Source organism: Sulfitobacter sp. CW3 (assembly GCF_019392245.1).
Taxonomy (GTDB): Bacteria; Pseudomonadota; Alphaproteobacteria; order Rhodobacterales; family Rhodobacteraceae; genus Sulfitobacter.
In genome coordinates this window covers 1-278 of the sequence record NZ_JAHXRL010000148.1, presented here as the reverse complement: position 1 = coordinate 278, position 278 = coordinate 1, and the positions used below count along the sequence as shown (strand labels likewise).

At 73.7% G+C, this 278-nt stretch carries 1 protein-coding gene; it reads right to left on the bottom strand.

Features of this window, described 5'->3' with window-relative positions; translation table 11 throughout:
* Nucleotides 1-278, bottom strand: a 278-nt coding sequence (locus tag KZZ06_RS20560; protein WP_219581826.1) for a TolC family protein, incomplete at both ends; no start/stop codon positions are given.

Below are 278 nucleotides of genomic sequence, written 5' to 3'. Positions count from 1 at the left end.
GTCGACGTTGTGGATGGCCGAGACGACCTGCGGGTGCTCGCGCAGGCCGACGGCGATCGCCTGATCGAGACTGCGCGGCACGAACCGGTCCAGCGGGCGGCCCGGCGCGAGCTGGCGCGGCTCGACGCCGATGTTCTGCCGGTAGACGCCGATGCTCGTGCGGAGGGTCGATTCGGCTTGGGCGACCTGCGACCGCGCGCCGGCCAGTCGGGCCTCGGCCTGCGCGACGTCGGTCCGGGTCACCTCGCCGACGTTGAAGCGGTCCCGGGTCTGGCGGA